The organism is Planococcus sp. TJ-301 (assembly GCF_058268475.1).
Genome location: NZ_JBZDOH010000001.1, coordinates 291273 through 316567 on the forward strand (window position 1 = coordinate 291273; position 25295 = coordinate 316567).

The following is a 25295-nucleotide window of genomic DNA, read 5'->3' on the forward strand; positions in this document are numbered from 1 at the left end:
CCGCTAGCAAAGGAGGTTTTCGCATGGAAGGTCTCATATTGGCACTCGTCATCATGGCGATTGGCGCATTTTTCAATAACAAAAAAACAGATGGCGCAGAAACATCGGACAAAAGGCGGCCCGCACCGGCAACTACCGGACAACGCACCCTTAGACGGGTCGAAGACTACGCCAGGGAAAAGTACGGCGAATTGCAGACGCAGATGAAAGAACACCCGGAGCAGGCAAAAAAAGTGATGGAAAAAGTCGATCAAGCGAAAGCGAGGGTGCCGCGGCGTGAAATCCAACAAGCGATGAAACCAATCGCTTCGACTGGCAGGCTGTCCACCCATAAAGCACCTGAAGATCTCCGTACTTCGCGCAAAAGTGAGGATTTGGCTGATCTTTTTCCACTAGAGGCGAAAGATCTGCAGAAAGCGATTATTTTTTCGGAAATCCTGTTGCCACCCAAATCAAAAAGATGAATGCAAGCCGGCCAAAAACATTGGCCGGTTTTTTATTTTCTATAATAATATTATGTAATCTAATTATGGGAGAAATTGTTTTACAACTCTTCATCATAAATGATACAGTTGTTTTATAAAAAAATTTGAAATTTCAAGGAGCGACTACATGACAGACAACCCATTACTAGAACTGCATGTGAAGGATCCAAATGAAGCGGTGCTGCTGCTCGGGATTTCCGATAACCACATGACATTGATTGAAGAAGCATTACAAATCCAAATAATTACCCGCGGTGAAGTCATCCGGCTGTCAGGCTCGGAAGAAGGCCAACAAGTAGGTAAATTATTAATAGAGCAATTGCTGAAAGTGATCCGCAAAGGCATCAACATCGACCAGCGCGACATCGTTTCGGCGATTGAAATGGCGAAAGCTGGCACCATCGAGTATTTCGCTGAATTATACGATGAAGAAGTGGCGCGCAACGCCGCTGGCAAAGTGATCCGCGCGAAAACAATCGGCCAGCGCCAATATGTGCATGGCATTCGCGCCCATGACCTGATTTTCGCGGTCGGGCCAGCCGGCACCGGCAAAACGTATTTGGCGGTCGTGATGGCCGTTCAGGCTTTGAAAAATGGCCATGTCAAAAAAATCATCCTAACCCGCCCAGCTGTTGAAGCTGGCGAAAGCCTAGGATTTCTGCCAGGCGATTTGAAAGAGAAGGTCGATCCATACCTGCGGCCATTATACGACGCTTTGCACGACGTTCTTGGCTTGGAGCAAACCAACCGTTTCATTGAGCGCGGCACGATTGAAGTGGCTCCTCTCGCTTATATGAGAGGACGTACGCTCGACGAAGCTTTCGTCATTCTCGATGAAGCGCAGAATACCACGAAAGCCCAAATGAAGATGTTCCTGACACGGCTCGGGTTTGGTTCGAAAATGATCATTACGGGCGATAAGACCCAAATCGACTTGCCGCGTGGTGCAGAATCGGGGCTCATTGCAGCTGAAAAAGTATTGCAAGGCGTACGCGGCATCCACGTCCAATATTTAGAGCGTGGCGATGTTGTCCGCCATCCACTTGTGTCAAAAATTATTGAAGCATATGAAAACCAGCCTTCTGTCTAGGTTGGTTTTTTTCTGGTCATTTTAAGTGCAAAATTTCAAATATATAGAAATCTTCCGTGATATCCTCCCAATTAATTGGTATGATAAGAGTACTAGAAGCGGGGTGTCGTTATGGCAGAACGATGGAAGCGAATATATGAAAAAGCAGGATACCGGACGTTATCGATGGCGCTGCTGCTGGGCATCGGGTTGGCGATTTTTGGATTCCTTTATAATTCAGTAGCAGGCGAAAGCTATGATATTGAATTGTTCCAGCTGTCGGACGAAACAATCCGGTCAGCAAAAACAGTGGAAGACCCTGTCAGGACTGAACAAGAAAGGCAGCGGGCAGCTGCGGAAATATTGCCGAGCTACCAGTTCAATGAAGAAAGCGCGGACAATCAGTTGGCAGTCATCGAGTCGCTATTCGGTTATGTCAGCGATGCCCGCGCAACGCCGGGGCAAGAGCCAGAAGAAGGGCCAAAGATGCCTGAGATGCTGAATGCCTTGAGCGAAAGCTTACGGCTTATGGAGACGAGCGACAACGGTTTACGGCTGACTGAAGAGATGCAGCGCGAACTGCTGCTGCTGCCTGAAGAAAGCCTGCAAGCCATGGAAGGGATCATCAAACGGCTTGTTGAAGCGGAACTTGCAGAACCCATCCGGCTGGACGAATTGCCGGGGGTCCGCAATAAGGTCGAGCAGCAATTGCGAGAGGAAAGCGGAATTCCTGCTTCTGTCTTGCAGGCGGCGATTTCCATCGGGCGTTTCGCGATTGTCCCGAATGACATCATCAATGAGGAATTGACGCAAGCCCAAGCTAAACAGGCAATGGCAAGCATCGAGCCGACGCGCATCCTTCAAGGCCAGGTCCTTGTACAGGAAGGCCAAGTAGTGGATAAGGAAATCTATCGCCAACTGCAATTGAGCGGCATGACGCAAGACCAGGCGGATTATAAACCGGTCTATGGGCTGGCGCTTTTCGTGCTTATCGCAGTGGGGATATTGGCGGTCATCGTAAAGCGCACCCATAAGCCCCGATTGAACAAAATGACTTATCTTCTTGTCATGGGAGCAGTGCTGCTGATCTCGTTGTCGTTAATGAAACTGGTGGCTTCGGTCAGCGGCAATTTCGATGTCTTCATTGCGTTCCTGTTTCCTTCCGCGTTAGCGGGGATGCTCGTGCGATTGGTACTGGATGAACGGGCTGCGGTCTACATGACGTTTTTAGTAGGGGCCATCGGGGGTATGATGTTGCAAGAGGGCAGTGCCTTCACGATGCAGATGGAAATCACGCTTTACATCCTTTTCGGGGGATTGGCGGGTGTTTACTTGATCGACCAGGAAGGGCGCCGCGGCAAAGTGCTGCAAACAAGTTTGGCGGTTGCCGCCACCAATGCGCTGTTCATCGGTTTTTATTTATTGATTGCCCAAAGCCAGTATGACTGGCGTGAAATCGGTTTTTATTTCGCAGCCGCGCTGGTATCGGGGATTGCTTCTGGAGCGATGGCGATCGGCTTGCTGCCATTCTTTGAAATTGCATTCGGTATTTTGTCGACGATGAAGCTGATTGAGCTGTCGAATCCCAATCATCCACTGATTAAACGCATCTTGATGGAAACGCCTGGAACCTACCATCACAGTGTAATGGTGGCAAACCTGGCGGAAGCTTCGTGTGAGGCAATCGGAGCGGATGGTTTGCTCGCGCGCGTCGGCTGTTATTACCACGACATCGGTAAAACGGTGCGGCCGCAATTTTTCATTGAAAACCAAGTCCATATGAAAAACCCGCATGATTCGCTGCCGCCTGAAATGAGCCGCGACATCATTATCGCCCATGGCACACTGGGTGCAGACATTCTTCGCGAGCATAAGATGCCGAAAGAAATCGTCGATATTGCGGAACAGCACCATGGCACGAGCTTGCTGAAATTCTTCTATTACAAAGCGAAAGAAAAAGATCCGTCGCTCGATGATGAAGAATACCGTTATGCCGGGCCGAAGCCTCAGTCAAAAGAAGCAGCTGTCATCTCAGTAGCAGACAGCGTAGAAGCTGCTGTGCGGTCAATGAAAGAACCAACATCAGAAAAGATAAAAAAATTGGTCAATGCGATTGTAGAAGATAAACTGAAAGATGGGCAATTCGATGAATGTGACCTGACCATGAAAGAAATTCATGCAATCAAACAGATCATGTGTGAAACATTGAACGGGATATTCCATTCCCGCATCGAATATCCGGCAGAAACAAAATAATGGGAGGGATAGCCATGCTGACAATCGATTTGATGGATGAAACGGAAACATTGAAAAAAAGCGAACTGTCATTTGTGGAAAAAGTGCTGAAGCACGCTGCAGAGACGGAAAATGTGGGCGAAGCTGAAGTCTCGGTGACTTTTGTGACGAATGATATTATTCAGGAAATGAATAAAGAATACCGCGGCAAGGACACGCCGACCGATGTCATTTCATTCGCCATGGAAGAATTGGGCGAAGGGGAGCAGGTAATCGTCGGATCCGAAGAGCCGCGTATGCTTGGGGACATTGTCATATCATTGGACCGCACGAAGGAACAAGCGGGGGATTACGGCCATTCATTCGAACGCGAGCTTGGCTTTCTAGCGGTACATGGCTTTTTGCACCTGCTTGGCTACGACCATATGGATGCAGAAGAGGAAAAGGAAATGTTTTCAAGACAAGAGAAAATCCTTGCTTCACTCGGCATAACGCGTGGCGAGCATGGCGGGAACTAAGTTTTTTCAGTCTTTTAAATTTGCTGGCCAAGGGATTGCGGCTGCAACCAAGCGCGAGCGCAATATGAAATTCCATTTAGCGGCCGCGGCTTTGGTGATTCTGGCTGCTGCTCTGACAGGCGTATCCAGCAGTGAATGGTTGGCAATCATCGGGGTGATCGGGGGAATGATTGCGCTGGAAATGATCAATACCGCGATTGAGCGGGTCGTTGATTTGGCATCGCCGGAACTGCATCCTTTGGCGAAAGAAGCGAAGGACATTGCGGCGGGCGCAGTTTTGGTATTTGCCGCCGCAAGTGCTATAATTGGGTTACTAATATTTCTACCAAAATGGTTTTAACTTACAGAGGTGATTCGGAATGGAAAAAGGACAATTGATCAAAGAAGCAATAACAGCACGCGAACAGGCATATGTGCCATATTCGAAGTTCAAAGTCGGCGCCGCGCTGATTACTAAAAGCGGGAAAGTATACCACGGCTGCAATATCGAAAACGCAGCTTACTCAATGACGAATTGTGCGGAACGGACAGCGATGTTCAAAGCCGTATCAGAAGGCGATAAGGACTTTGCAGCAATCGCTGTTGTCGCCGATACAAAAGGCGCGGTTTCGCCGTGTGGGGCATGCCGCCAAGTAATTGCGGAATTTTGTGCGCCGGATATGCCGGTTTACTTAACAAATTTGCAAGGCGACGTACAGGAAACGACAGTCAGCGAACTGCTTCCAGGCGCGTTTTCAACGGAGGATTTAGATTATGCAGCAGGGAAATAATAATGGCTTCAAATCAGGTTTCATTTCGATTATCGGCCGCTCGAATGTCGGGAAATCGACATTCCTGAACCGTGTTGTCGGGCAGAAAATCGCCATCATGAGCGATAAACCGCAGACAACCCGCAATAAAGTGCAAGGCGTTGTTACAACAGACGAAAGCCAGATGGTTTTCATCGACACGCCAGGCATCAACGAACCGCGCCATAAACTGGGCGACTTCATGCTGAAAGTGGCAAAGAACACGTTCCGTGAAGTGGACGTGTTGCTTTTTGTCGCCAGTGCGGATGAGCGCATTGGCAAGCAGGACCGTTTCGTTCTCGATATGCTGCAAGGCATCGACGTGCCAGTTTTCCTGGTACTGAATAAAATCGACCAGGTCCACCCAGACGATTTGCCGAAAATCATCGAATCCTATAAAAAAGAATTCGATTTTGCTGAAGCTGTGCCGATTTCGGCCATTCAAGGCAATAACGTCGATAATTTGTTGGCGAAAATTGCTGAACGTTTGCCGGAAGGTCCGCAATACTACCCGTCCGATCAAGTGACGGACCATCCAGAGCGTTTTATCATCTCTGAACTGATCCGTGAAAAGGCGTTGCATTTGACGCGCGAAGAAATTCCGCATTCGATTGCTGTTGTTATCGAGAAAATTGCACCGGACGCGGAGCATGAGGGCATGATCCGCGTTCAGGCAACGATCATGGTCGAACGCGATTCCCAAAAAGGCATCGTCATCGGCAAAAAAGGCGTATTGCTGAAAGAAATCGGCTCACGCGCCCGTAAAGATATCGAAAACCTGCTAGGTTCTAGAGTTTATTTGGATCTATGGGTTAAAGTACAGAAAGATTGGCGCAACAAAGCAATGCACCTCCGCGATTTCGGGTTTAGAGACGACGAATACTAAGGAGCCGGCTTATGCTGAACCAATTAGAAGGTATTGTGATCCGCGCCCGCCCGTATGGTGAAAACAATAAAATCGTGACCTTATTTACGCGCGATGCCGGAAAAATCACGTGCATGGCGCGGGGGGCGAAAAAACCGTCCAGTCGTTTGGCAGCGGTGACGCAGCCTTTCACGCATGGCAGCTTTTCCATCTTCAAAGGCAAAGGGATGGGGACACTGCAAGGCGGAGATCAGCTGGAATCGCTGCGCCATATTCGGGAAGACATCATGAAAACCGCTTATGCCAGTTACATCGTCGAGTTGATCGACCGGCTGACAGAGCAGGACGAACCCCAGCCAGCCATTTATGAGTTGTTGTATCAAGCGCTGCACGCAATTGAGGAAGATTACGACCCGGAAGCGATTTCGCTATTCGTAGAATGGAAGATGCTGCCAACCGCAGGTTTGACGCCGACACTCCACGAATGTGCGAATTGCGGGGCGACAGATGGCGAATTCGCATTCTCGTTCCAGGAAATGGGCTTCTTATGCCATCGCTGCTTCCATATCGACCGCTACATCATCCGGCTCAGTCCATCGCTCGTGAAGCTCATCCGTACGTTTTATTTCGTGCCGATTGAGCGTGTCGGGTCGCTGAAACTGAAAAAAGAAACGAAATCGCTCGTTAAAGGAATCGTCCGTTCGATTTACGAAGAACAGGCGGGAATCCGGTTGAAATCGAGGAGCTTCCTCGAGCAGCTTGATCGGACGCCAGAGTTTCTGCCGAAAAAACCAGAACAAGACCCGCAGCAGGATGAATTTTCCTGAGCGGGCCTTTTTTTGTAAGGATAATAAGTTAGGAGATGGTTACTGTCCGCATTTTAGGAATACTGTTCGTTCGAGTTGAAATACGGTCCGCAACTGCTCCAATACTGTCGGGAACCACTCCAATTCTGTCCGTAAGCCGCTAAAAAAGCAAACCAATAAAAAAAACCGGGGCATCACGAAGATGCACCGGTCTAAAATGATTAGAAATGGATGTGTTTTTCGATATAAGCTTGTACTTCAGCGATCGGCATGCGCGTCTGTTCCATCGAGTCACGGTGGCGGACAGTAACTTGGCCGTCTTCGACTGAATCGAAATCATACGTGATGCAGAAAGGCGTACCGATTTCATCCTGGCGGCGGTAGCGTTTACCGATTGACTGGGAATCATCGTAGTCGACCATGAAATGCTTGGCAAGGCCAGCGAACACTTCAGTCGCGCCGTCAGCCAACTTCTTCGATAATGGCAAGATTGCCGCTTTGTACGGCGCAAGGGCAGGGTGCAGTTTCAGCACAGTGCGCTTATCATCGTTTTCAAGTTCTTCTACGTGGTAAGCATCTACAAGGAAGGCAAGTGTTACACGGTCCGCGCCGAGTGAAGGCTCGATGCAGTAAGGCACGTAGCGCTCATTCGTGATCGGGTCGATGTAATTGAAATCTTCGCCGGAATGTTCCATATGACGCTTCAAGTCGAAGTCTGTGCGGTCAGCGATACCCCAAAGCTCGCCCCACCCGAATGGGAATTTGTATTCGATATCGACAGTGGCATTCGAGTAATGCGACAACTCATCAGCGTCGTGTTCGCGCAGGCGGATATTGTCTTCGGACATGTCGAGGTTCAACAGCCAGTTTTTGCAGAAATCGCGCCAGTAAGCGTACCATTCCAAGTCTTCGCCCGGTTTGCAGAAAAATTCAAGTTCCATTTGTTCAAACTCGCGCGTACGGAATGTAAAGTTGCCTGGCGTAATTTCGTTTCGGAAACTTTTGCCGATTTGTGCGATGCCGAATGGCATTTTCTTGCGCATCGAGCGCTGAACGTTCTTATAGTTGACGAAAATCCCCTGAGCCGTTTCCGGCCGAAGGAAGATTTCGTTTGTGGAAGCTTCAGTAACTCCTTGGAACGTTTTGAACATCAAATTGAATTGGCGGATGTCCGTGTAATCTTGTTTGCCGCAAACAGGGCATTTGATTTCGTGTTCTTTGATCAGTTCAGCCATGCGGTCGAATGATAGGCCGTCGACGATCATCTCAATGCCTTTTGCGTCAAGCGCGTCTTCGATCAATTTGTCTGCGCGGTGGCGCGTTTTGCAGCTCTTGCAGTCGATCATCGGATCGTTGAAGTTTCCGACGTGGCCGGAAGCCACCCATGTTTTCGGATTCATCAGGATCGCAGCGTCTAAACCGACGTTATGCACCGATTCCTGGACGAATTTTTTCCACCATGCTTTTTTGATGTTGTTTTTCAGTTCGACGCCAAGTGGGCCGTAATCCCACGTGTTTGCTAGGCCCCCGTAAATTTCAGAACCTGGGAATACAAAGCCTCTGTGTTTTGCTAACGCTACTACATCTTCCATTGACATAAAAAAACCTCCATAAAATAAAAAATCGCACACGTCCCGGACATATAGTCCGAGGACGAGTACGTTATGACCCGCGGTTCCACCCCGATTGGCTGCACAGCATGCAACCCTCTTAAAAAATATGGCTCCAGAACGCCTTTTCCTGTCCTTGCGGGCTTTCACCATCCCCGCTCGCTGCATGTAACAGTACTTTAATTTCCATCATTGCCAGCTATTTAATTCTATAGTATTGTAACATGGCATTCTTTTCTTCGCAATATAGCCTTAATTAGTATATAATAATTAACATTGAGTATAACATATTTTGAGGCGGTGAGTCCGATCGAACTCAATAAGAGACAAGAAGAGATATTGCGCATCGTCAAAGGCAATGGCCCGATTACGGGTGAGCAGATTGCAGACCGTCTGCATTTGACGCGTGCTACATTACGGCCCGATTTGGCCATTTTGACTATGGCAGGGTTCCTGGATGCCCGACCGCGTGTCGGTTATTTTTATTCCGGCAAAAAACCGGGCCAGGACATTTCGGATACGATGAATAATATGAAAGTAAAGGATTTCCAGTCGATTCCGGTAGTTGTCCGCGAAGACGTCAGTGTTTATGACGCCATCAGCCAGATGTTTCTTGACGATGTCGGCACCCTGTTCGTCGTCGATAAGAATTCTTATTTGACTGGCGTCCTGTCCCGCAAGGATTTGCTGCGGACGAGCCTTGGCAGCCAGAATCTAGGTGCCATCCCTGTACATATCATTATGACGCGGATGCCGAACATTACATTCTGCACAAAGAACGATTCGCTGATCCAAGCGGCACACCGCCTGATCAACCAGCAAATTGACGCGCTTCCAGTCGTTGAAGAGCAGCCAGACGGATTCAAGGTCGTCGGCCGCCTGACCAAGACTAATATTACGCGCGCATTTTTATCTTTATCGGAAAGCCATGAATTGTGAGGTGCATAAAATGAAACAACTCCGCATGTTCGTTGTCTCCGATTCAGTTGGGGAAACGGGTGAATTAGTCGCCAAAGCCGCAGTAAGCCAATATTTGTATGCGGATCAAAATGCGGTGATGAAACGATTCCCGTATATCGATTCCGTTGAGCATCTGCATGAAATCATCCAGCTCGCGTCACAGCAAAACGCATTTATCGTTTACACGCTTGTTTCAAAAAAGCTGAGAACGTATTTGTCTACGGAAACGGTGAAGCTCGGCGTTCCCGCTGTCGATTTGATGGGGCCTCTTATGGACGCGCTCGAAGAAGAACTCGGGGCGAAGCCGCTTGAAGAAGCCGGCCTTGTGCGGAAATTGGACGACGATTATTTCAAAAAAGTCGAAGCAATCGAATTTGCGGTCAAGTATGACGACGGACGCGATCCGCGCGGCATTCTGATGGCCGATATTGTGCTTGTCGGAATTTCCCGGACTTCCAAGACGCCGTTATCGCAGTATTTGGCGCATAAACGTTTAAAGGTGGCAAATGTCCCACTGGTGCCTGAAGTGGATCCGCCGGAGGAATTGTATCAAGTGGACCCGGCTAAATGCTTCGGCCTCGTGATTTCCCCGGACAAACTCAATCACATCCGCAAAGAACGTTTGATTGCGCTTGGCTTGAACGACGATGCCAATTACGCGCAGATCAATCGCATTCATGAAGAAATCACTCATTTCTATAAAGTGGTTGACCGCATCGGCTGCGAAGTTCTCGATGTCACGAATCGGGCAGTAGAAGAAACGGCCAACTTAATTTTAAATAAACGAAAATAGAGCGACAGATGAAACCACCTGTATAGGCGGTTTTTCTGTTTTAATTGTGGATTATTTCAGGAAAACGTTTTATAATCAAGAATTGTGGATAAAACTATATTAAGGCGCGCAAAACGTGCGTCATCTTTTTGCAAAAAGATGAAGGAATTCACCAAAGAATCTCGAATTAAATATGTTAAGCAAAAAAGAATGGTGATGAAATGTCAAATCGAGTTCCTGAAGAAGTAATCGAGCAAATCCGCTCTACAGCAGATATTGTAGATATAGTCGGCGAGTACGTGCAGCTGACGAAAAGGGGGCGCAACTGGTTTGGCCTATGCCCTTTCCATGGTGAAAGCACACCTTCATTTTCTGTAACATCCGACAAGCAGATTTTTCATTGCTTCGGATGCGGCGCAGGCGGAAATGTTATTACATTTTTAATGGATATTGAAAATGTGACTTTCCAGGAAGCTTTGGCAAAGCTTGGCCAACGCGCGGGAATTGAAGTGGAAGTCAATACGTCGGGCGATTCCGCACCGGCGATTTCCAAAAGCGACAGCCAATTGATTGTGATGCATGAATTTGCTGCTGATATGTACCACCATATCTTGCTCAATACAGAAGAAGGGCAGGCAGCATTGGATTATTTGGAGAATCGGGGATTCACCCGTGAATTGATTGAGAAATACCGCATTGGCTGGTCTCTTCCAGAGTGGAATTACATGGCGACGGCGCTGCAGCGCAAAGGCTTCAGCGAAGAGGAATTGGCAGTAAGCGGATTGGCGATCCAGCGTGAGCAGGGCAATGGATATTTTGACCGTTTCCGCGGTAGAATAATGTACCCGATCATGAACGAAAGCGGCAAAACTATCGCATTTTCGGGAAGGGTCCTTGAAAACAACAAACAGGAAGCCAAGTACATGAACAGCCCGGAATCGCCCATTTTCCAAAAAAGCCAGGTTCTCTACAACGTCAACCATGCAAGAGGAGCGATACGCAAAAACCGGAAAATCGTTTTATTCGAAGGCTTTATGGATGTCATTGCGGCGTCCAAAGCCGGAGTTGAAAACGGTTTGGCGACGATGGGGACATCCCTGACTGCCCAGCATATCCGTGCGATGAAGCGTTTCGCGCAGGAAGCAGTCATTTGCTTTGACGGGGATGATGCAGGATGGGAAGCGGCGAAACGGGCTGCAATCGCCTTGAATGAAGAAAATTTCAAAGTTGAAGTAGCGGTTCTGCCAGGCAAAATGGACCCGGATGATTATGTCAGGGAAAACGGCAGCGAAGCCTTTAAAGATCAAATTATCGGCAAACCGCATGCTTTCATCGCGTTTGCCATGATGCATGCACGCAGGCACAAGAATTTTCAATATGAAAATGACTTGCTGCAATATATCCAAGAAGTGCTGCAATTGTTGGCGGGCCGTTCTTCCTCAATTGAGCGCGACTTATACATCAAGCAATTGTCAAATGAGACGGGATTGTCTGAAGAGGCGATTTTACAGCATTACCGCAAACTTGAAAATAAGTCGATAGAACGCAGCCGGCCGCCAAAAGAACAGCCCATTAACAACCAACCGGCGAAGCGGAGCCCTAAAAAAACAACTTCGCTGAATCGTGCAGAGCGTCTCCTTTTTTCGCATGCATTGGCCGATCAGCGAGTTATGGCTAAATTAGCGGCGGTCCAGTCGGGCATGCCATTTATCAGTGAAGAATACCAAGCGCTGTATGTCCAGCTCCTCGGCTTTTACGAAGAATGGGACAAAGCCGATTTCCATAAATTTTTGGAAACACTGCAAGATCCGGAGCTCCGAAAAATTGTCATGGAGACCGCAATGACTGAACGAGATCCGGAACATTCCGAAGAGGAAATAAAGGACTGCATCAAACATCTTGAAAAGCATTTGGTCGAACAAGAAATCAATCTTAAGATCCAGCAATCAAAAGAGGCGGAAAAACAGCATGATTTAAAACGTGCACTGCTTCTAGCCCAAGAAGTGATTGCTTTACGGAAATCATTGTAAAATCAATTCCGGTTTTTTTAAAGGAGGAAGTCGTATGGCTGAGAAATCAGAACACCAAAACGAAGTAGAAGCAAGCAATGTGTCATTGAGTTCAGAAGCGCCAGAAGCAACAGTCGAAGAAGCGAAAAAGCAATTAATTGAAATAGGTAAAAAAACCGGAGAACTGAATTATGAGCAGATTGCCGATAAATTAGCGGTTTTTGAAATGGAATCGGATGCAGTGGAAGAATTCATCGATCAGCTTGAAGGCCATGGCATTGAGCTTGAACGCAAATCAGATGACGAAGAGCATTTGGACCGCCTCATGAAACCGACTGAAGACAAATTCGATTTGAATGACCTGAGCGTTCCTCCCGGCGTCAAAATCAATGACCCAGTTAGAATGTACCTGAAGGAAATCGGCCGTGTCGACCTTTTGAAAGCCGAAGAAGAAGTCCGTCTCGCAAAATTGATCGAGCAGGGCGATGAAGAAGCCAAGAAACGTTTGGCTGAAGCAAACTTGCGCCTGGTTGTCAGTATCGCAAAACGCTATGTCGGACGCGGCATGCTGTTCCTGGATTTGATCCAGGAAGGGAATATGGGCCTTATCAAAGCGGTGGAAAAATTCGATTACTCGAAAGGCTTTAAATTCAGCACATACGCCACATGGTGGATCCGCCAGGCCATCACACGCGCGATTGCTGACCAAGCACGGACAATCCGCATCCCTGTGCATATGGTCGAAACGATCAATAAATTGATCCGTGTCCAGCGCCAGCTGCTTCAGGATTTAGGACGCGAACCTTCACCGGAAGAAATCGGTGAAGAAATGGATTTATTGCCTGAAAAAGTGCGTGAAATCTTGAAAATCGCACAAGAGCCGGTATCGCTGGAAACGCCGATCGGCGAAGAAGACGATTCGCATTTGGGTGATTTTATCGAGGATTCCGATGCACAATCGCCATCGGACCACGCTGCTTATGAATTATTGAAAGAACAGCTTGAAGACGTCCTGGATACGTTGACAGATCGTGAAGAAAACGTCTTGCGCCTGCGTTTCGGTCTTGACGACGGCCGCACGCGCACACTTGAAGAAGTGGGCAAAGTTTTCGGCGTCACACGCGAACGCATTCGCCAAATTGAAGCGAAAGCGCTGCGCAAACTGCGCCACCCTTCCCGCAGCAAACGATTGAAAGACTTTCTGGAATAAGCCGAAACCGTTCCCTCCAACAAAAGGGAACGGTTTTTTTCGCTAATTTGGGTTAAAGGTTGAGTTTGTCTAAATTTTTCCTATATAATGAATACTGAAAGCGCATACACAAAGGGGATGTAATTAAAATGAATTTTGATTTGACGCAAGAACAACAGATGATTAAGAAAACGCTCAAGGAGTTCGCCGATAAAGTGGTCGCTCCTGGCGCCATTGAGCGCGACCGCACAAAACAGTTTCCAACTGAGATTTTCAAACAGCTGTCCGACATGGGGATGATGGGATTGCCGTTTGAGGAGAAATACGGCGGAGCGGGAGCGGATACGACGAGCTTTGCGATTGTCACGGAAGAGTTGAGCCGTGCATGCGCTTCGACAGGCATCACATATTCGGCGCATATTTCACTTGGCGGTGCACCGCTTAGCCTTTTCGGCACCGAAGAACAGAAAGAGAAATACTTGACGCCGATCTGCACAGGCGAATCGTTCGGCGCATTCGGATTGACGGAGCCGAATGCGGGATCTGACGCTGGCGGCACGGAAACACGCGCTGTGGAAGACGGCGATGACTGGGTCATCAACGGATCGAAAGTATACATCACGAATGCCAGCCATGCGAAACACTTGGCAATCACGGCGATCACTGGCATGAATGACGGCAAAAAAGAAATCAGCGCAATCATCGTGCCGACTGACGCTGAAGGGTTCACGATTATCGATAATTACGATAAAATGGGCTTGAATGCATCGAACACGACTGAATTGGTGCTGGAAAACGTCCGCGTACCGAAAGAAAACTTGCTAGGGAAGCGTGGAGAAGGCTTTAGGCAGTTCCTGGTGACATTGGATGGCGGTCGCATTGGCATCGCTGCGATGGCTGTAGGGATCGCTCAGGCGGCCTTCAACAAAGCGTTGAATTATTCGAAAGAGCGCAAGCAATTCGGCAAAACATTATCGGAATTCCAGATCACACAATTCAAGTTAGCGGATATGGCGATGAAAATCGAATTGGCCCGCAACATGGTCTATAAAGCGGCTTGGTTGAAAGACCAAGGGCGCCCGTTCACGAAAGAAGCGTCAATGGCGAAATTATATGCGTCTGAAATGGCAATGGAAGTAGCCGACGAAGCCATCCAAATCCACGGCGGCTATGGCTATATGAAGGAATACGAAGTGGAGCGCTATATGCGCGACGCGAAATTGCTGGAAATCGGCGAAGGCACTTCAGAAGTTCAGCGCATGGTCATCGCTCGCCAAATCGGCTGCTAAATTACTGATTTTGTCACAATCTGCTAAAACTTATCCATTAAGACTTTTCGTTTTGTAAATAATACAGTACAATAATGAATGATACGAACACTATCATTAACGCAGAACTTAAAGAGGAGGGGTAACGGATGCAAAAAAATGCAATTGTACCTTATATCTTAATCATGGCTTTCGGTATTGGTCTAATTTTCTTCTTATCATTAGAAGGCGTTGGCAACCAAGAAGAAATTGCTGAAGAACATGCAACTGAAGAAGAAGGCGGAGCAGAGGGCGAAGCAGAAGGCGAAGGCGGCGGAGAAGCTGCTGCTGAATTCGATCCAGAAGCTGTCGCACAGCAAAGCTGTGTTTCATGCCACGGTTCAAGCTATGAAGGCGGAGTTGGTCCATCATTGATCGACACGGAGCTTGACCAAGCAGGAATTGAAGAAATTATTGCTAACGGTAAAGGCGCTATGCCAGGTGGCCTTGTTGAAGCCGACAACATTCCAGCAATGGCTGAGTGGATTTTAACACTCGAATAGTATTGAAAACCCTTAGTTCTTTGAGCTAAGGGTTTTTCTTTCATTATCTAGCGGCAACAGCCAGGCTCACGGGTCATATGCTGTTCAGGCTGTGTGGCAAAAAGCGCCACTTCGCCAGTCCATCTTATGCCTGTCGAGCCTAAAAGGCCGTTTCCGCTTATCTAAGTTAGGAGGCATTACATGAACGCTCAACAATTATCATACCGGCTTAGCCGAGTTGCAAGCCACGTACCGAAAGGGGCTATTGTCGCAGATATCGGCAGCGACCACGCGTATTTGCCATGTTATTTAGTAGCGGAAGGGCTCGCGGAAAGGGCCATTGCCGGAGAAGTGGTGAAAGGGCCTTTTGAGTCAGCGAAAAAACAAGTCCGGCAGGAACGCTTGGAAGACCGGATCACCGTCCGGCTTGCCAGCGGCCTGGCGGCTATCGAAAGGGAAGACGGCGTCACAGCAATTACGATCGCGGGCATGGGCGGTCCATTAATTGCGTCTATCCTCGAACAGGATAAAGCGCTCCTTAACGGGGTCCAGCGTTTGATCTTGCAGCCTAATGTCCATGCAAAAGCGATTCGCGAGTGGGCCGCAGCAAATGGCTGGCGCATTATCGATGAAGAAATTTTGGAAGAAAACAGCAAGATATATGAGATTGTCGTGCTCGAACCTGCAGAAGATGCTGTAGAGTTCGCGGAAAAAGAGCTGCTGTTCGGCCCAATGCTTATGGCGCAGCGTCCGGACGTTTTTCATGTGAAATGGCAGCGCGAAATGGCGCAATGGAAAAAGATTGTGATATCGATGGAAGCGAACGCCGAAGCCACTGACATTGTGGAGAAAAAGCAGGAATTGACACGAAAAATAAAACTGGTTGAAGAGGTGCTGAATGGTGAAATTTCCTAACGGACAGCAAATCATCGAAGAGTTTGAAAAATGGTCGCCGAAATATTTGGCGATGGAAGACGATCCGGTCGGCTTGCATGTCGGAACATTGAACAAAAAAATTGAACGGGTTTTGGTGACGCTTGACGTCAACGAAGCGGTCGTTGATGAAGCCATCGAAAAAGGTGCGGCGTTGATCATTGCACATCACCCGCCGATTTACCGTCCGCTGAAAAACCTGCAGACGGATTTCCCGCAAGGGCGGTTGATGGAAAAGCTCATCAAGCATGATATTGCTGTCTATGCTGCGCACACCAATCTTGATGTTGCAAGGGGCGGTGTCAACGATTTGCTGGCGGACGCACTCGGCCTTCAGAATACGACGGTAATGGTGCAGACCTACGAAGCGGAATTGGTGAAAATTGCCGTCTTCGTTCCGGAAAGCCACGAAGACCAAGTGCGCGAAGCTTTAGGTAAAGCAGGCGCAGGCGCAATCGGCGAATATGAATTCTGCAGCTACACGGTATCGGGCACGGGGCGTTTCCGGCCGACGCAAGGCGCAGATCCGTTTATCGGCGAAACCGGCAGGATGGAAAGGACGGCTGAATCGAAAATCGAAGTGGTCATCCGAAAACATGAAAGGGACCGTGCCATCAAGGCGATGATTGACGCACACCCTTATGAAGAAGTGGCGTACGATGTTTTCCCCCTTGAAAACAGGGAGCTGCCGATGGGGCTTGGACGAGTCGGTACGCTCGAATCCGGCATGGCATTGGAAGATTTCGCGGAATTTGTCAAAGAACGGCTCGATGTGCCGGCAGTGCGCGTGGTCGGGGATTTCTCAAAGCCGATCAAGAAAGTCGCAGTGCTTGGAGGCGACGGCAATAAATACATTACCGCCGCGAAACGCGCGAGAGCGGATGTCTATGTAACAGGAGACCTTTATTTCCACGTCGCACAAGATGCGGAGGCGATGGGGCTTGCCGTTGTCGACCCAGGCCATCACGTAGAAAAAGTGATGATCCAAGGGGTAGTTGATTATATGGCAGAACATAGCGGCTTGAAATGCACATTCCTGCCGTCGGAAACGAATACCGAACCGTTCCGGTTCAAATAAATCCATGTAATATGAAAAAGACACGCTCCGAGTGGGGGCGTGTCTTTTTGCTGTAATTTGGTTTTATTCGCCGACCGGGTATGGTTCGATGCGGTCAGAAGGTTTCGGGTGTTTGATCTTCGGCAAAATTTTGTTCAACGGCACAGAGCGCGCCAAATCGTGCGTCGATGGATCTTCGGGATCGTATTTATCCAAAAACACCATCACTTCTTTGACGATCGGCGTCGGCGTCGAAGCACCAGCTGTGATCGCTACGGTTTCAATGCCTTGCAGCCAGTCCAAATTCAGCTCGGACAAATCGGAAATGCGGTAAGCAGGGGTACCGGCGATATCTTGCGAAACTTGCGCCAAGCGGTTCGAGTTATTGCTCATTGGATCGCCGATGACAATCAGCAAGTCCGCATCGACTGCTTGTGTCGCGACAGCTTCTTGCCGTACTTGTGTCGCTAGGCAAATCTCTTTGTGGACTTCCGAATGCGGGAATTTCTCTTTGAGGCGTTCCATCAATTCAACAACATCCCATTGGCTCATTGTCGTCTGGTTCGTAACAATGATCTTTTCGGAATTCAACTCAAGCGCATTGACATCTTCTACAGTTTCCACTAAATGGACAAGATCCGGTGCGACGCCGATTGCGCCTTCCGGTTCAGGATGTCCGCTTTTGCCGATATAGATGATATGAAAGCCTTGGGCTGTTTTTTCGCGGATCAAGTCATGTGTCACAGTTACGTCCGGGCAAGTGGCGTCAATCGATACGAGGCCTTTGCGTTTAGCCAGTTCACGCACTTGTGGCGAAACGCCGTGTGCGGTGAAAATGACCGTGCCTGTTTCCACTTTCTCCAAAATTTCGAGACGGTTTTTGCCGTCAAGCGTGATGATGCCGTCTTGTTCGAAAGCATCGGTGACGTGTTTATTGTGAACAATCATTCCGAGTATATAGATGGGGCGTGGCAAAGTTTCATCCATTGCCGCATTTTTCGCGATGACCATTGCATCCACTACTCCGTAGCAATAGCCCCTTGGCGATATTTTCATTACTTTCATAACCGCACTCCTTTCAAAATCATAACTTCATTATAACGGAGACGGCACTGCTTTACAAAAGTTGCATTACGGAAAAAGTGATTTTGTGCTATAATGTCAAGAGCATAAGGAGGGGATTCAATCCCATGACAAAATTTAATGATTACAACCTGAAGCCGTTTATACTAGAAGCGGTAGAAAAACTAGGCTTTAAAGAGCCGACGCCAATCCAAAAAGAAATAATGCCCCATATATTGAAAGGCACTAGCGCTATTGGACAATCCCATACAGGGACAGGCAAAACACATAGTTTCATCATTCCGATCGCTGAACGGATCGACACGAGCCGCCAAGAAGTGCAGGCGGTTATTTGTGCGCCGACACGCGAACTCGGAACGCAGATCTACGCTGAGATGATGAAGCTTGTCGAAGGGTCCGACATCGAAGTGAAGAGCTTTATCGGCGGCACAGACAAACAGCGTTCGATCAATAAACTAAAGACTCAGCCGCATATCGTCATTGGTACGCCAGGGCGTTTGAGAGACTTAGTGAAAGAAAACGCGCTATTGGTCCACACAGGAAAAATCTTGGTAGTTGACGAAGCGGATCTGGCATTCGATCTTGGCTTTATCGAGGAAATCGACCAAGTGGCCGGCAAAATGCAGGAACACCTGGAGATGTATGTCTTCTCGGCGACTATTCCTGAAAAATTAAAGCCGTTCCTGAAAAAATACATGGAATCACCCGTCCATGTTAAAATCGGCGACAAGCGCCCTACTGCAGAAGGATTGGATTTCTATTTGATTCCTGCCCGCAGCAAGCGCAAAGTTGAACGTTTGAAGGAGATTATGGGAATCATCAACCCTTATTTGGCGATCATTTTCGTCAATACGAAAACCAATGCAGATTATGTCGCTGAAGAACTTGGCAAAGCGGGAATCCGCGTCGGTCGTGTGCATGGCGATTTAGCGCCGCGCGAACGGGTAAAAATGATGAAACAAGTGCGCGATTTGGAGTATCAATACATCGTAGCGACGGATTTGGCTGCGCGCGGCATCGATATTCAAGGCGTCAGCCATGTCATCAATTATGAATTGCCGGAAGACCTGGAGTTCTTCATCCACCGTGTCGGACGTACTGCACGCGCTGGCATGAAAGGCTTGGCCATCACGATTTTCAATCCGGAAGAAGAAGATGCAATCGTCCGTGTCGAGAAGATGGGAATCCCGTTCCAGCAAAAAGACATCGTCAATGGCGAGTTTGTTGATTTGAAAGACCGCCACAGCCGTAAAAACCGTGTCAGAACGGTAGATGCAGCTGACGTAAAAGCAAAATCGATGGTCCATAAACCAAAAGCCGTCAAACCAGGCTATAAGAAAAAGATGAAATGGAAAATGGACGAAATCAAAAAAGTGGAACGCCGCAAAAATCGTAAAAAGTAAGGAGTTTTTTCATGTTATTGGGATCACACGTATCAATGAGCGGGAAAAAAATGCTGCTTGGCGCAAGCGAAGAAGCCCTTTCATACGGAGCGACCACTTTTATGGTGTATACGGGCGCGCCTCAGAACACGCGCCGCAAGCCGATTGAAGAGTTGAATATTGAAGCGGGGCAGGCGCATATGGCGCAGCATAATTTGTCGAATATCGTCGTCCATGCGCCATACATCATCAATATCGCCAATACCTTGAAGCCGGAAACTTTTGCGCTCGGCGTGGAATTTCTCCAAAAAGAGATTGAACGCACGGCTGCACTTGGCGCCAAGCAAATCGTGCTTCATCCCGGTGCCCATGTCGGCGCTGGCGTTGAAGCGGGTACTGCAAAAATCATCGAAGGCTTGAACGAAGTCTTGTCACAGGATTTTCCGGTGAACATCGCACTGGAAACAATGGCTGGAAAAGGCACGGAAATCGGCCGGAGTTTCGACGAATTGGCTGCGATCATCAACGGAGTTACCCATAACGAACGCTTGTCGGTTTGCTTTGACACATGCCACACGCATGATGCAGGATACGCTATCAATGAAGACTTTGATAGTGTGCTTGCGGAATTTGATCGCATCGTCGGCATCGATCGTTTGCAGGTTCTGCACATCAACGACAGCAAAAACGTCCGCGGAGCTGGCAAAGACCGCCATGAAAACATCGGCTTCGGCGAAATCGGCTTCCAGGCGCTGCACGGCATTGTCCATCACAAACAATTGATGCACGTGCCGAAGATCCTAGAAACGCCATACGTCGGCATTGACGCAAAAAACAAAAAAGCGCCATACGCTTTTGAAATCGAGATGTTCAAGAACGGTGTTTTTACGCCGGGCGTCATCGAAGAACTGAAAGCCCCTCTGTAAAGAGAGGGCTTTTTTTTATGAGTTTTATTGGTTTACAAGAGTGTGTGCTTGTTTTATACTTTTCTAATGATGTAAATCGTAATCATTATGAATTGGAAAAGAGGCAGTGTTATGAACGCGCCATTAATTAACATTCAAGACATCAGTTTTGAATACGAGCAAACAAAAGCACTTGAGAATATTTCATTGAAAGTGGAAGAAGGGGATTTCCTGGCGATTCTTGGTCCCAACGGTTCCGGCAAGTCGACGCTGCTGAAAATCATGCTCGGCTTGATCAAGCCGACAAAAGGGAAAATCGAATTGTTCGGGACGGACTCGAAAAATTTCAAACATCGTGAGTGGATCGGCTACGTGTCGCAAAAATCCAATTCGTTCAACTCGGGCTTCCCAGCGACAGTGGAAGAAGTCGTAGCAGGCGGGCTCGCCAAAAAGTCCGGCTTGTTCCACCGCCTGCCGAAAAATTACAAAGCGCAAGTGAAAGAAGCGCTGGAAGCGGTCGGCATGGATGCATTCATTCACCGCAGCGTCAGCGAACTTTCAGGCGGCCAGCAGCAGCGAATTTTTATTGCACGCGCGCTCGTCGCTAAGCCGAAAGTGCTGATCCTCGATGAACCAACGGTGGGCATTGACCACCAGAACGTCCAATCGTTTTATAATATGTTGGCGTCGCTGAACCGCGATAAAAACATCACGCTGGTGCTGGTAACGCATGACGTTGATACGGTGACCGATAAAATCACCCATGTCGCATGCTTGAACCAGACTATCCATTTCCATGGCTATAAAGAAGAGCTGGACACGATGAGCGATGAAAAGCGTAAAGCGTGGTACGGCCATTCCGTGCGGAAAATCCATCACGCCGGAGGTGCTCATTGACCATGATCGACGCTATATTTTCCTATGAATTCCTGCAAAACGCCTTTGCAGCCGGTTTGATCATCGGCGTGATTGCGCCGCTGCTCGGCGTCTTTATCGTCGTGCGCCGGCTGTCGCTTATTGCCGACGCTTTGAGCCATGTGACGCTTGCCGGCATCGCTGGCAGTTTGTACTTGAGCCAAAGCGTCGCAGCTTTTGCACTGCTAAATCCTTTATTCCTGGGCATCGCCGCTTCTGTATTCGGTTCGGTGCTGATCGAGCGCTTGCGGAGCCTTTATAAGCATTACGAAGAATTGGCGATTCCGATCATCCTGTCGGCAGGCATCGGCTTCGGCGCGATCTTCATCTCACTCGCTGAAGGCTTTTCAAGCGACTTGTTCGGCTATCTATTCGGTTCCGTGTCAGCTGTCAGCCGTGAAGATCTTGGCATTGTCGCGGCCATCGCCGTTATCGTCTTTTTGTTTATCGGCATTTTCTTCAAAGAATTATTCGTCTTGTCGTTTGACGATGAATACGCGAAAGCTTCAGGCCTGCCGGCGAAGTGGATCCATTTCCTCTTCATGATCGTCACAGCGCTTGTAATTGCGGGCTCGATGCGCATCGTAGGCATCTTGCTGGTATCGTCATTGATGACAATTCCGGTCGCAACGGCGATGCGTTTGTCTAAGAGCTTCAAAGAGACGATTATCCTGTCGATCGTCTTCGGTGAAATTTCGGTCATCGCCGGCCTTGTCACAGCCTTTTACTTCGACCTGGCACCCGGCGGGACAATCGTCGTCACATCCATCATTTTGCTGCTGTTTGTCATCGGTTTCAAAAAGCTTTCAGTGTCAGTGAAAAAGGGGGCAGTCGCATGAACATCGAAAAAGCATGGGACATCTTAAAACAGAACGGCTATAAGGAAACTTCAAAACGCACGCAGATATTGGAACTCTTTTCCCAGGACGACCGCTATTTGACGGCGCGCGACCTGTTGGATGTCATGCAAAAAGATTACCCGAGCATGAGCTTCGACACGGTCTACCGCAACTTGGCGACATTCGTGTCGCTTGGGATTCTCGAGGAAACGGAATTGTCAGGCGAACGCCATTTTCGCATGCAATGCGAAAGCGATCATCACCATCACCATTTCATTTGCATGGACTGCGGCAAGATCAAAGAGATTCCCGTCTGTCCGATGGAAATGGTTGGAGCGGCATTGCCAGCTTACGAAATTGCCAACCACAAATTCGAAATCTACGGCAAATGCCCAGCTTGCAAATAGTTATTTCAATAAAACATAAAAGGAGCCGGCTCAACGGATGAGCCGGCTTTTATGTGCTTAAGATGTGAGAGAAATTTGTGCTGAACGCGCGTAAAAATTCCTGAACGCGCATAAATTTCGCTGAGCGTACGTAAACTCATCACTCCAATCATCAAGACGCAAAAATGCCATCAGCTCTCTCAAGCTGATGGCATTTTAACTTTATTTCGTCTGCAAACTTTCTTGGATGGCGAATTCTTTTTCCACCCATTGCTGGGCTTCCAGCCAGTTAGAGACGCGGATGACGTTTTTGGGAATCGGCTCCCGATTGTACGGGGTATCGAATAATATTACCGGAATGTCGAGCTCTTCGGAGATCTCGACAGCATTGTCGTGCTTGTCTTCGAAGAACAAGTCGACGGCATGCTTTTTCGCCGTTGCGATTTTATTGTGCGAACCGATCAATTCGATGTGGTCGTAATGGATCGCGTGCTGCGCGAACCAGTCAACTGTAATGTCTTTGACATTTTCACCGCGTGCCGAGATGTAATACAACTCGTAGCGGTCTTTCCAGCTGTCCAAAATCGACTTCGCGTTTTCCGACACGGGAGAGGCTGCGTAAATCGTCGATTCGGCTCCGCGGAACCAATCGTAGAACTCGCCTCTCGGCAGATGGGGAAGAGCGGCGGTCAAGTCGTATTGTTTTAAATCATCGAGCGTCAACTCGCTATTGAATGCTTCATTGATGTGGGGGATCAGCGATGTCGGGCACGTTACAGTGCCGTCGATATCAATGCCGAAACGGTATCTCATAACTTCACAACCTTATACTTCCAATTTGCCAGCAGCTTCTTTTTCAGCCGCCTGATTATCGAAATATTCCTGTGCAATTTTATCAATTTCCACTTTCAGTTCTTCGACCATTGTTGCTTCAGGCACCTTGCGCACCGTTTTGCCTTTCATGAACAACAAACCTTCGCCGCGAGCGCCGGCAATGCCGATATCCGCTTCACGTGCTTCACCCGGTCCGTTTACCGCGCAGCCAAGAACGGCTACTTTGATTGGCGCTTTGATGTGCGAAATGTATTCTTCCACTTCGTTGGCGATAGTGATCAAGTCGATTTCGATGCGTCCGCAAGTCGGACACGAAATCAATGTAGCGGCGTTAGATGACAATGCGAATACTTTCAGCAATTCGCGTGCCACTTTCACTTCTTCAACAGGATCGGCGCTCAATGAAATGCGTAGCGTGTTACCGATGCCTTTTGCAAGAAGTGCGCCAAGGCCGGCAGAACTTTTGATTGTTCCCGAGTACAATGTGCCGGATTCAGTGATTCCCAAGTGAAGGGGATAGTCGAACGCTTTCGAAGCTTTTTCGTAGGCTTCGATCGCCAGACTGACATCTGAAGCTTTCATTGACACGATGATGTCATGGAAGTCCAGGTCTTCAAGGATCTTAATATGATGCAGCGCGCTTTCGACCATGCCGTCAGCGGTTGGGTAGCCATATTTTTCAAGGATTTTGCGCTCTAATGAACCGGCATTGACGCCGATGCGGATAGGGATGCCTTTTGCTTTACACGCATTGACGACCGCTTCCACTTTTTCACGTCGGCCGATGTTGCCCGGATTGATGCGGATTTTATCGGCGCCTTGTTCGATGGCAATCAACGCCAATTTATAGTCAAAATGAATGTCAACAACAAGCGGGATGTTGATGCGTGCTTTGATTTCGCCGATTGAATAAGCTGCACGTTCATCCGGGCAAGCGACTCGGACGATCTGGCATCCGGCTTCTTCCAAACGCAGGATTTCAGCGACTGTCGCTTCGACGTCGTGTGTTTTGGTCGTTGCCATACTTTGAATGAATAATTCATTGCTGCCACCGATAGTCAGGTCTCCGACTTTAACGGGGCGGGTTTTTGTACGGTGAATAATTTCACTCATCTAAAATTCTCTCCTTTTTTGGGAGACCGGCCATTCTGCGCCAGCCCGCATTTCTGCAACTCAAAGTGTCCCTAGTTTGTTCCATTACCTATTGCCATTTTAGCAGTCTACTCCTATAAAAGACAAGAAAGACGGTTACACGCCTGTGTTTTTAGCAGGAGGGAGCTTCGGATAATAGCCCACCGCTAAGTAGAGATAGCCGATCGTCAACAAGCTTGTCAGCCCGGAAACCCAGAAGCCGGCATCCAAAAAGCTTAAGCCGAATGAAATAAATGTCGGAATCGTGACAGCCATTGCGGCAGTACGCCAAAGATGGCGGTATTCGCCGCGGCGCTTTCTTATAGAAAGAAACGCCAAGCCTACAAAGGCGAAAAGGCTGATTTTTACAAAGTGATAAATGGTCGTTGAAACAAATAAAAAGATGAAAGCGAACGGGTAAAGCAGCCATTCGATTTCTTCAACAAACTCAAGCAAACCCTCGACATTGCTTGCAGTGTCACCCAAGCCGGACGCCAAACCGATGAACGAAATGACGGTCATCGCTGCGATGACAACAAAAACAAAGCGAAGGATGCGGCCGATCGTCATAATACGGACGGCTGCCTGCTTTTTAGGTTCCATTAAACTGGCCTTGAATAGTTGGAATAAATTCACGTTTATCGTCCTTTCTATATATACCTTTATGGTACCACGACGAAAGGGGAATAATTATCCGCTTTGTTACGGGAATGTAAATTTTAAATAAAGGTGTTT

Annotated in this window: 26 protein-coding genes; 21 read left to right on the forward strand and 5 right to left on the reverse strand. The window is 48.3% G+C overall.

The genetic code is table 11. The annotated features are described in order from the left end of the window. Positions 1-23: 23 nt before the first annotated feature. From AC4EHJ_RS01490 to recO, 8 genes are all read left to right on the forward strand, one after another. Complete coding sequence (locus tag AC4EHJ_RS01490) at positions 24-464, forward strand: YqfB family membrane protein (RefSeq protein WP_490973832.1); 441 nt, start codon at positions 24-26, stop codon at positions 462-464. 148 nt (positions 465-612) lie between these two features. Further along, entirely contained in the window at positions 613-1575 is a 963-nt protein-coding gene (locus AC4EHJ_RS01495; RefSeq protein WP_490973833.1) for a PhoH family protein, read from the forward strand. Between the two features lie 111 nt (positions 1576-1686). Beyond that, positions 1687-3810, forward strand: a complete 2124-nt coding sequence (locus AC4EHJ_RS01500; protein WP_490973834.1) for an HD family phosphohydrolase — start codon at positions 1687-1689, stop codon at positions 3808-3810. Positions 3811-3824: 14 nt separating this feature from the next. Further along, on the forward strand, positions 3825-4307 hold the full coding sequence (gene ybeY / locus AC4EHJ_RS01505) for an rRNA maturation RNase YbeY (RefSeq protein ID WP_490973835.1): 483 nt from the start codon (positions 3825-3827) through the stop codon (positions 4305-4307). Further along, on the forward strand, positions 4294-4647 hold the full coding sequence (locus AC4EHJ_RS01510; RefSeq protein WP_490973836.1) for a diacylglycerol kinase family protein: 354 nt from the start codon (positions 4294-4296) through the stop codon (positions 4645-4647). Before ybeY ends, AC4EHJ_RS01510 begins: the two co-directional genes overlap by 14 nt. Positions 4648-4666: 19 nt before the next feature. Beyond that, positions 4667-5077 (forward strand): cytidine deaminase, encoded by a 411-nt coding sequence (locus AC4EHJ_RS01515; RefSeq protein ID WP_416144517.1) that lies wholly within the window; start codon positions 4667-4669, stop codon positions 5075-5077. Continuing rightward, positions 5061-5981 (forward strand): GTPase Era, encoded by a 921-nt coding sequence (gene era / locus AC4EHJ_RS01520; protein WP_490973837.1) that lies wholly within the window; start codon positions 5061-5063, stop codon positions 5979-5981. Before AC4EHJ_RS01515 ends, era begins: the two co-directional genes overlap by 17 nt. A gap of 11 nt (positions 5982-5992) precedes the next feature. Next, on the forward strand, positions 5993-6787 hold the full coding sequence (recO, locus tag AC4EHJ_RS01525; RefSeq protein WP_490973838.1) for a DNA repair protein RecO: 795 nt from the start codon (positions 5993-5995) through the stop codon (positions 6785-6787). Between the two features lie 200 nt (positions 6788-6987). Here the strand turns inward: recO and AC4EHJ_RS01530 are convergent, their stop codons facing one another. Then, entirely contained in the window at positions 6988-8364 is a 1377-nt protein-coding gene (locus AC4EHJ_RS01530; RefSeq protein ID WP_490973839.1) for a glycine--tRNA ligase, read from the reverse strand. Positions 8365-8676: 312 nt separating this feature from the next. Between AC4EHJ_RS01530 and ccpN the strand changes: the two genes are divergently transcribed. The 8 genes from ccpN to AC4EHJ_RS01570 all read left to right on the forward strand — a co-directional run bounded on the left by ccpN (position 8677) and on the right by AC4EHJ_RS01570 (position 17106). Then, a complete protein-coding gene (ccpN, locus tag AC4EHJ_RS01535; protein WP_135500755.1) occupies positions 8677-9315 on the forward strand; it encodes a transcriptional regulator CcpN in 639 nt (212 codons plus the stop codon). 10 nt (positions 9316-9325) lie between these two features. Further along, positions 9326-10129, forward strand: a complete 804-nt coding sequence (locus AC4EHJ_RS01540) for a pyruvate, water dikinase regulatory protein (RefSeq protein ID WP_490973840.1) — start codon at positions 9326-9328, stop codon at positions 10127-10129. A 200-nt stretch (positions 10130-10329) separates the two neighbouring features. Beyond that, a complete protein-coding gene (gene dnaG / locus AC4EHJ_RS01545; RefSeq protein WP_490973841.1) occupies positions 10330-12138 on the forward strand; it encodes a DNA primase in 1809 nt (602 codons plus the stop codon). 34 nt (positions 12139-12172) lie between these two features. Continuing rightward, on the forward strand, positions 12173-13327 hold the full coding sequence (gene rpoD, locus AC4EHJ_RS01550; protein WP_135500758.1) for an RNA polymerase sigma factor RpoD: 1155 nt from the start codon (positions 12173-12175) through the stop codon (positions 13325-13327). 128 nt (positions 13328-13455) lie between these two features. Beyond that, the gene (locus tag AC4EHJ_RS01555) at positions 13456-14595 is read left to right on the forward strand and encodes an acyl-CoA dehydrogenase (RefSeq protein ID WP_490973842.1); all 1140 of its coding nucleotides are present in this window, start codon (positions 13456-13458) and stop codon (positions 14593-14595) included. A gap of 128 nt (positions 14596-14723) precedes the next feature. After that, on the forward strand, positions 14724-15116 hold the full coding sequence (gene cccA / locus AC4EHJ_RS01560) for a cytochrome c550 (protein WP_490973843.1): 393 nt from the start codon (positions 14724-14726) through the stop codon (positions 15114-15116). A gap of 180 nt (positions 15117-15296) precedes the next feature. Beyond that, complete coding sequence (locus AC4EHJ_RS01565) at positions 15297-16010, forward strand: tRNA (adenine(22)-N(1))-methyltransferase (RefSeq protein WP_490973844.1); 714 nt, start codon at positions 15297-15299, stop codon at positions 16008-16010. Beyond that, on the forward strand, positions 15997-17106 hold the full coding sequence (locus tag AC4EHJ_RS01570; protein ID WP_490975595.1) for a Nif3-like dinuclear metal center hexameric protein: 1110 nt from the start codon (positions 15997-15999) through the stop codon (positions 17104-17106). The genes AC4EHJ_RS01565 and AC4EHJ_RS01570 overlap by 14 nt, the downstream gene beginning before the upstream one ends. A 63-nt stretch (positions 17107-17169) precedes the next feature. Here AC4EHJ_RS01570 and AC4EHJ_RS01575 read toward each other — a convergent pair whose 3' ends face one another. Next, positions 17170-18150: a 4-hydroxy-3-methylbut-2-enyl diphosphate reductase gene (locus AC4EHJ_RS01575; RefSeq protein ID WP_490973845.1), complete on the reverse strand. Its 981-nt coding sequence runs from the start codon at positions 18148-18150 to the stop codon at positions 17170-17172. Between the two features lie 125 nt (positions 18151-18275). On the opposite strand from AC4EHJ_RS01575, the gene AC4EHJ_RS01580 reads away from it, so the two are divergent. The 5 genes from AC4EHJ_RS01580 (at position 18276) to AC4EHJ_RS01600 (ending at position 22616) form a co-directional block, all read left to right on the forward strand. Beyond that, positions 18276-19571 carry a DEAD/DEAH box helicase gene (locus tag AC4EHJ_RS01580; protein WP_490973846.1) on the forward strand — a complete coding sequence of 432 codons (1296 nt, stop codon included), beginning with the start codon at positions 18276-18278 and terminating at the stop codon, positions 19569-19571. 11 nt (positions 19572-19582) lie between these two features. Then, complete coding sequence (locus AC4EHJ_RS01585) at positions 19583-20476, forward strand: deoxyribonuclease IV (RefSeq protein ID WP_490973847.1); 894 nt, start codon at positions 19583-19585, stop codon at positions 20474-20476. A 111-nt stretch (positions 20477-20587) separates the two neighbouring features. Next, positions 20588-21352, forward strand: a complete 765-nt coding sequence (locus AC4EHJ_RS01590) for a metal ABC transporter ATP-binding protein (protein ID WP_490973848.1) — start codon at positions 20588-20590, stop codon at positions 21350-21352. A 2-nt stretch (positions 21353-21354) separates the two neighbouring features. Further along, a complete protein-coding gene (locus AC4EHJ_RS01595) occupies positions 21355-22209 on the forward strand; it encodes a metal ABC transporter permease (protein WP_490975596.1) in 855 nt (284 codons plus the stop codon). Then, positions 22206-22616, forward strand: coding sequence for a Fur family transcriptional regulator (locus tag AC4EHJ_RS01600; protein WP_490973849.1), 411 nt, complete (start codon positions 22206-22208; stop codon positions 22614-22616). The genes AC4EHJ_RS01595 and AC4EHJ_RS01600 overlap by 4 nt, the downstream gene beginning before the upstream one ends. A gap of 201 nt (positions 22617-22817) precedes the next feature. Here the strand turns inward: AC4EHJ_RS01600 and AC4EHJ_RS01605 are convergent, their stop codons facing one another. From AC4EHJ_RS01605 to AC4EHJ_RS01615, 3 genes are all read right to left on the reverse strand, one after another. Beyond that, complete coding sequence (locus tag AC4EHJ_RS01605; protein WP_490973850.1) at positions 22818-23408, reverse strand: hypothetical protein; 591 nt, start codon at positions 23406-23408, stop codon at positions 22818-22820. Positions 23409-23420: 12 nt separating this feature from the next. Continuing rightward, positions 23421-24542 (reverse strand): flavodoxin-dependent (E)-4-hydroxy-3-methylbut-2-enyl-diphosphate synthase, encoded by a 1122-nt coding sequence (gene ispG, locus AC4EHJ_RS01610; RefSeq protein WP_490973851.1) that lies wholly within the window; start codon positions 24540-24542, stop codon positions 23421-23423. Positions 24543-24677: 135 nt separating this feature from the next. Next, positions 24678-25196, reverse strand: a complete 519-nt coding sequence (locus tag AC4EHJ_RS01615; RefSeq protein WP_490973852.1) for a DUF1189 family protein — start codon at positions 25194-25196, stop codon at positions 24678-24680. Positions 25197-25295: the final 99 nt, after the last annotated feature.

What these genes read in the sequence shown, in the direction of transcription:
- AC4EHJ_RS01490 (WP_490973832.1), top strand. Translation starts at nt 24, where the DNA reads ATGGAAGGTCTCATATTGGCACTCGTCATCATGGCGATTGGCGCATTT.
- AC4EHJ_RS01495 (WP_490973833.1), top strand. Translation starts at nt 613, where the DNA reads ATGACAGACAACCCATTACTAGAACTGCATGTGAAGGATCCAAATGAA.
- AC4EHJ_RS01500 (WP_490973834.1), top strand. Translation starts at nt 1,687, where the DNA reads ATGGCAGAACGATGGAAGCGAATATATGAAAAAGCAGGATACCGGACG.
- ybeY (WP_490973835.1), top strand. Translation starts at nt 3,825, where the DNA reads ATGCTGACAATCGATTTGATGGATGAAACGGAAACATTGAAAAAAAGC.
- AC4EHJ_RS01510 (WP_490973836.1), top strand. Translation starts at nt 4,294, where the DNA reads ATGGCGGGAACTAAGTTTTTTCAGTCTTTTAAATTTGCTGGCCAAGGG.
- AC4EHJ_RS01515 (WP_416144517.1), top strand. Translation starts at nt 4,667, where the DNA reads ATGGAAAAAGGACAATTGATCAAAGAAGCAATAACAGCACGCGAACAG.
- era (WP_490973837.1), top strand. Translation starts at nt 5,061, where the DNA reads ATGCAGCAGGGAAATAATAATGGCTTCAAATCAGGTTTCATTTCGATT.
- recO (WP_490973838.1), top strand. Translation starts at nt 5,993, where the DNA reads ATGCTGAACCAATTAGAAGGTATTGTGATCCGCGCCCGCCCGTATGGT.
- AC4EHJ_RS01530 (WP_490973839.1), bottom strand. Translation starts at nt 8,364, where the DNA reads ATGTCAATGGAAGATGTAGTAGCGTTAGCAAAACACAGAGGCTTTGTA.
- AC4EHJ_RS01540 (WP_490973840.1), top strand. Translation starts at nt 9,326, where the DNA reads ATGAAACAACTCCGCATGTTCGTTGTCTCCGATTCAGTTGGGGAAACG.
- dnaG (WP_490973841.1), top strand. Translation starts at nt 10,330, where the DNA reads ATGTCAAATCGAGTTCCTGAAGAAGTAATCGAGCAAATCCGCTCTACA.
- rpoD (WP_135500758.1), top strand. Translation starts at nt 12,173, where the DNA reads ATGGCTGAGAAATCAGAACACCAAAACGAAGTAGAAGCAAGCAATGTG.
- AC4EHJ_RS01555 (WP_490973842.1), top strand. Translation starts at nt 13,456, where the DNA reads ATGAATTTTGATTTGACGCAAGAACAACAGATGATTAAGAAAACGCTC.
- cccA (WP_490973843.1), top strand. Translation starts at nt 14,724, where the DNA reads ATGCAAAAAAATGCAATTGTACCTTATATCTTAATCATGGCTTTCGGT.
- AC4EHJ_RS01565 (WP_490973844.1), top strand. Translation starts at nt 15,297, where the DNA reads ATGAACGCTCAACAATTATCATACCGGCTTAGCCGAGTTGCAAGCCAC.
- AC4EHJ_RS01575 (WP_490973845.1), bottom strand. Translation starts at nt 18,150, where the DNA reads ATGAAAGTAATGAAAATATCGCCAAGGGGCTATTGCTACGGAGTAGTG.
- AC4EHJ_RS01580 (WP_490973846.1), top strand. Translation starts at nt 18,276, where the DNA reads ATGACAAAATTTAATGATTACAACCTGAAGCCGTTTATACTAGAAGCG.
- AC4EHJ_RS01585 (WP_490973847.1), top strand. Translation starts at nt 19,583, where the DNA reads ATGTTATTGGGATCACACGTATCAATGAGCGGGAAAAAAATGCTGCTT.
- AC4EHJ_RS01590 (WP_490973848.1), top strand. Translation starts at nt 20,588, where the DNA reads ATGAACGCGCCATTAATTAACATTCAAGACATCAGTTTTGAATACGAG.
- AC4EHJ_RS01595 (WP_490975596.1), top strand. Translation starts at nt 21,355, where the DNA reads ATGATCGACGCTATATTTTCCTATGAATTCCTGCAAAACGCCTTTGCA.
- AC4EHJ_RS01600 (WP_490973849.1), top strand. Translation starts at nt 22,206, where the DNA reads ATGAACATCGAAAAAGCATGGGACATCTTAAAACAGAACGGCTATAAG.
- AC4EHJ_RS01605 (WP_490973850.1), bottom strand. Translation starts at nt 23,408, where the DNA reads ATGAGATACCGTTTCGGCATTGATATCGACGGCACTGTAACGTGCCCG.
- ispG (WP_490973851.1), bottom strand. Translation starts at nt 24,542, where the DNA reads ATGAGTGAAATTATTCACCGTACAAAAACCCGCCCCGTTAAAGTCGGA.